The 5,454-nt window shown below is 41.4% G+C and carries 3 protein-coding genes and 1 pseudogene; 1 reads left to right on the top strand and 3 read right to left on the bottom strand.

Going from position 1 to position 5,454, the window contains the following annotated elements:
- Positions 1-726 (bottom strand): annotated as a pseudogene (locus tag RHS_RS28350) (helicase); the annotation flags it as partial.
- A 175-nt stretch (positions 727-901) separates the two neighbouring features.
- On the opposite strand from RHS_RS28350, the gene RHS_RS28345 reads away from it, so the two are divergent.
- Positions 902-1,537 (top strand): Fe-Mn family superoxide dismutase, encoded by a 636-nt coding sequence (locus tag RHS_RS28345; RefSeq protein ID WP_047835090.1) that lies wholly within the window; start codon positions 902-904, stop codon positions 1,535-1,537.
- An 85-nt stretch (positions 1,538-1,622) separates the two neighbouring features.
- Here RHS_RS28345 and RHS_RS28340 read toward each other — a convergent pair whose 3' ends face one another.
- Both RHS_RS28340 and RHS_RS28335 read right to left on the bottom strand, forming a co-directional pair.
- On the bottom strand, positions 1,623-4,274 hold the full coding sequence (locus tag RHS_RS28340) for a calcium-translocating P-type ATPase, PMCA-type (RefSeq protein ID WP_047835088.1): 2,652 nt from the start codon (positions 4,272-4,274) through the stop codon (positions 1,623-1,625).
- A gap of 435 nt (positions 4,275-4,709) precedes the next feature.
- A partial coding sequence (locus RHS_RS28335; protein ID WP_047835087.1) for an MFS transporter occupies positions 4,710-5,454 on the bottom strand: 745 nt, incomplete at its 5' end.

Genomic DNA, 5,454 nt, shown 5'->3' with positions numbered 1-5,454 from the left:
CTTATTTCGATAAAGCAAATACGCTACACGATGCAGGGCAATTGAAGTTTTCCCACAGCCTGCAACTCCCTGGATAATTAATACTTCCGCCTTTTCATTACGAATAATCCGGTTTTGTTCTTTTTGAATTGTTGCGATGATATTTTTCATTTTTTCATCAGAAGTACTGCTTAACTCTCTTTGCAAAATATCATCGTCTATATTCATCGTGCTTTCCAGGACATATTCCATTTCTCCTTTTCGAATCTTAAACTGGCGCCTGCAGGTGATTTCTCCTTCTATGTTACCTATGGGCGCCTCGTAAGATGCTTTTCCCAGCTCATATTCATAATACATATTTGAAATGGGGGCACGCCAGTCAAAAATAAGCATCTGATTCCTATCATCGGTAAACGCATATTTTCCAATATAGATCTGCTCCGGTTCATCATCCCCCTGGTAAAGAAAATTTATTTTGGCAAAATACGGTGAATCCATCAGCTGTCCAATTCTCCTTCTTTTATCCAGTGATAAATTACCTGCCCCTTCTATCTGGTTGATAGACCGCTGATTTGAGAACTTTTCCATAGAATCCAGTTCGTTCCAATATTCCGCCAGATATCGTTTTGATTTCCGGTAATCGTCTTCACATTTAGTGACATCCTCATTGGCTTTATCAAAGGCACTTTTCAATTGTTTTTGTGTAAATTCAAGATGGCTTTGTTCTTGTGGAAAAGGTTCATTCATATTGATTCCTCCTTAGGTGTAATCATTTACTGAGAGACCATATTATACCGCTGATCAAATGTCTGGTGGTATAGTGGAGGGTTTCAGGGCATCTGTATTTCTTAGAGCGTGTTTTCTTGTTATGTATTTTATCCTGCAACATATAATAGAAGAAAAAGAAAAGGAACAGATACCTTTGAGTGAACACTATCCTTTTGTAAATTACCCACTGCCATACAGCTATAATGCACTGGAGCCTTATATTGATGAAAAAACCATGCACCTTCACCATGACCGCCATCTGCAGACTTACGTGGACAATCTGAATGCTATTTTAAAGGCTAATCCCCAGCTGCAGAATATGACATTGGAACAGCTTATTCTGTATGCCCCTACTCTTCCGGCTAATATCAGAACACCTCTGCTTAACAACGCAGGAGGTGTCTATAATCATCGTTTTTATTTTGACAATATGACCAGCCCCGGCATCGACAGGCCTTTAGGGATATTTGCTTTTTATATCAACCAGGCTTTTGGAAGCTTTCAGAATTTTGAAGACCAGATGGCTGCGGCTGCCCTGTCGGTCTTTGGATCCGGATATTCCTGGCTGGTTGCAGATCATGATGGAACACTAAAGATTATTACTACTTCCAATCAGGATACTCCCCTCTCCATGAATCTGCATCCTCTGCTCAACCTGGATGTATGGGAACATGCCTACTATCTAAAGCACTATAACAACCGGCCTGCCTATATCCACAACTGGTTTCATGTAGTGAACTGGAAAACAGTAAGCCAGAATTATCTTGCTTTTATTAATGGTTATACCTGATTAAGAAACAAATGGGATAATGCAGGAAATACATTTTCCGTCATTATCCCAGCTCTTAAGGCCCTTTTATATCTTTTTCTTCTGACTATCTATTTCTCATCACCACTCTTTTCATAAATTTTGCAATTTCCGATACCAGGATTACACTAAACGCCACTGCAATAATTTTGCACCACATCAGAAAATCTAACGGAACCGTACCAAAGAAGGCACCTCCAATCTGTGTGATGATTACCTGAAGTGCAAAGGTCAATGCAAAAACTCCAAGCATCAGCCTGTTGGATGCCAGATTACAGAAGATACTGGTATCGGAAAGCTCACGGCTGTTGAACGCATTGAACAGTTGAAAAACAACAAACAGCGTAAACAGTATGGTAGGCAGTTCTCTTTCCGCACCTCCCATAAAATTAAACCAGTGCTGAGCCATAAATACAATTGAAATATATAGCCCGTTTATAACAATTCTTGACATCATACTTTTGGTAACTATGCTGCTATTCCGCCTGGTTGGCTGTTGTTTCATCAAATCTCCCCGGATGGGTTCCAGTCCCAGGGTAAGCGCCGGCGGTCCATCCATGATTATATTAATCCATAACAGCTGCAATGCTGAAAACGGAGCGGCAAAACCTGCAATAATAGAAGCCAGAACTACAACTACACTGGATAAGTTAACGGTAAGCTGAAATTGAATAAAACGCTGGAAATTCTCATATATCCCTCTTCCCCACTGAACAGCTTTTACAATCGTTGAAAAGCTGTCATCCAGGAGTACAATATCACTTGCTTCTTTCGATACTTCTGTTCCCGATATTCCCATTGCAATTCCAACATCGGCATTTTTAATCGCAGGTGCGTCATTAATCCCGTCTCCGGTAACCGCCACCACATCACCTCTGGATTTTAAAGCTTTTACTACACGCATTTTAATCGTTGGCGTACTTCTGGCTATCACCCGTATTCTGGGCAGTGTTTCTGCCAGCTGCTCTTCGGTTAGACTCTCTAACACTTTTGCTTCTACGGCTATATGGTCATCATCCAACAACTGCAGTTCCTTCGCAATGGCAGATGCTGTGATAATATTGTCACCTGTCAGCATTTTTACATCAATTCCCGCTTTACGGCATTTGTCCACCGCATTACAGACATCCTTTCTGAGCGGATCCGTAATTGCCGAAAATCCATCGAAATGCAGTCCATCTTCCAGAGACTTGCGCTCCTTTTCAAAATCCACAATCAGATCCCCATGACTTTTATGGGCAAAAGCAATTACCCGAAAAGCCTTGCTTTCATACTCAAACATCTTTTCTTGTGCTTTTTCTTTTTCCTCCTTCGATAATGCGCACATTTCCAGGATCTTCTCCGGGCTTCCTTTGGAATAAATATGATATCCCTTGGCATTATGAAGAACAGTCGTCATATTCTTTGTTTCTGAAGAAAAGGGAAATACATAAGCTGCCTGAAAACTGTTTCGTATATTTTTGTAATTGCCTACTGCCTTATTTGCAGCAACCAGCAGGGCACACTCTGTGGGATTTCCAATAAAGTGGTTCTCTCCATCTGCATACCGGATATCCGCCGTACTGTTCATGCAGAAATTGCGGATCAGATGAACATCCTTTATCTGATCCGGATACACCATATTCATATCCTGACAGACTTTTGTGACTGTCATACGGTTCTCCGTCAGCGTTCCTGTTTTATCAGAACAGATTACATTGATGCAGCCAACGGTCTCGCAGGCTATCATTTTTTTCACCAATGCATTCTGTTTGGACATTTTTATAATGTTTATGGAAAGGGATACCGCAACAATGGTAGGCAGTCCTTCCGGCACTGCGGCAACAATCAGTACAATACTTGTAATAAAAGCTTCGGAAATGGTCTCCCATGATGCCGTCCCATGAAAAGTAAATAATAAAACCTGGAGTAAAAATACCACTGCTGCTGCTGCAGCTCCCAAAATCGTAATTTTTTTACCAAGTACCGCTAATTTTTCCTGTAACGGAGTACTTGTTTTATCCTCAGAAGAAAGTTCCGCGGCAATCTTACCAAATTCAGTATGGTCGCCAACTCCGGTTGCTACCATCTTACCTGTACCGCTGGTAATAAAGCAGCCTGAATAAACCATATTCACCCTTTCCGCCACTGGAGTCTTTTCATCCTCAATTATTGCGGTCTCATCCTTTTGTGCCGGAAGGCTCTCTCCTGTAAGCGCAGATTCATCCGCCTGAAGAGAATTGCACTCCAGTAAACGTCCATCTGCCGGAATCCTGTCACCCGTTGCCAGACATATGATGTCACCAGCTGCAATCTCCTTCTGACAGACCATCGCCACTTCCCCATTTCGGATAACCTTTACCATGGTATCGTCTGTTATTTTACTCAGTTCTTCAAATGCCCTGGCACTTCGTCCTTCCATAATCACTGTGATTACTACCGATAAAGCAATTGCTGCAAAAATACCAACGCACTCCAGATAATCCGCCTCTCCCCCGGTCACAGCTCTTGAAATATTCACGCCCAGCGTAATAAATCCAGCCAGAATCAGCATGATAATCATTGGTTCTCTTGCCGCTTCCCAGATTCTCCTTCCTAAAGAAACCGGTTTTTCTTTCTTCAGGATATTGGCACCGTTTTTTCTCCGGCTTTCTTCTGCCTGTTTTGATGTGAGTCCTTTGTCAACATCACTTTGAAAATACTGCACCACTTTGTCTTTCGGCTCCAGATAATATTTCATATCCTTTTTCCTCCTTTTTGTTTTGCAATCAAAAAGACCCAGGTACAGCACTTAAGCTATACATGGGTCAAAAAAAGGCGCATGTATAGTATAAGTCCTATACATGAGTCTCATTATTTAAGGCAAGCCAGACCAAATGGTCAGTATGTTGACTTGACACGTACCTTGCGATACGCCAACTACTCCCTCACGGGTATTTTCAATTGATGCTATTCTATCATTAAGGTTTTGGGTTGTCAATTACTTTTTGTAATGGACAACCTCTCAATTTATGTCCGCTTATGAATAAAAACCATTTGGACTTACAGAATGAAGGGTGATGCTCCTGATCTGGAAGTATATAGCCAGAGTGATGATCTGGAAATCCGGGTTGCCGTACAGGTTAAATAAAAAATGCCGATCCATGGAATATTCTCCTGCGGATCGGCATTTTCATTACATATTACTTCCCAGTTTACCGTGTATTTCTTCCATCTTCTTCTCCGATAATGGATAAGCTATCACGAGAATTGCTGCAGCCAGCAGCATTAGTCCGGGTATCAGAAGAATTATATTCTGAAGGCTCACCAGCTGTGATCCCTCCAGCGCAGCCCCGGCAACGTATCCCATACTGGACAACAGCCAGTTGATCATACCGCTTGATATGGCAATACCAAGTTGTATGGGGAATACATACAGAGACATAATAAATCCGGTTGCATTCAGACCTGTTTTCGCCTGATAATACAGGGAGGAATTTACAAACTGAATCGGACCTGCACATGCATTTAATGACATACCAAAATAAATAAGTACAAAGCCGACACCAAACATAGTAACGCTCGGCGGCATAAAGCGCGGCAGCAGTGCTCCCACTGTATAAAATACCAGTGCCACGATACCAGCGTTCTTAGAACCTGCCTTTTTAATAATAACCGGTGCGATAAGGCTGGACCCAAGCGCTACGACAGAAGCGATAGTCATGGTAACTGTAATTGCACTGAAATCATTTAATATGTACTGATAATAATAAGCAAATGTAGATATGAAAATCATAAATGCCGTAAACTTTAACGTTTCAGATAAAAGCATAAATATTAAAGGTGGATTTTTAATAACACAATCCAGCATCTGTTTTGCAGACATTTTAGATTTTTTCACTTCATCGGGAACTTTTCCTTTAACATCATAGATGTCATGT

Origin of the sequence: Robinsoniella sp. RHS, from assembly GCF_001029355.1 — a bacterium.
Classification (GTDB): Bacteria; Bacillota; Clostridia; order Lachnospirales; family Lachnospiraceae; genus Robinsoniella; species Robinsoniella peoriensis.
Note: the sequence above shows the minus strand (reverse complement) of the source record. Positions and strands in the feature narration are given on the sequence as shown.

Excerpts from the sequence above, each read along its gene's own strand:
- RHS_RS28340 (WP_047835088.1), bottom strand. The coding sequence starts at position 4,274 with ATGAAATATTATCTGGAGCCGAAAGACAAAGTGGTGCAGTATTTTCAA.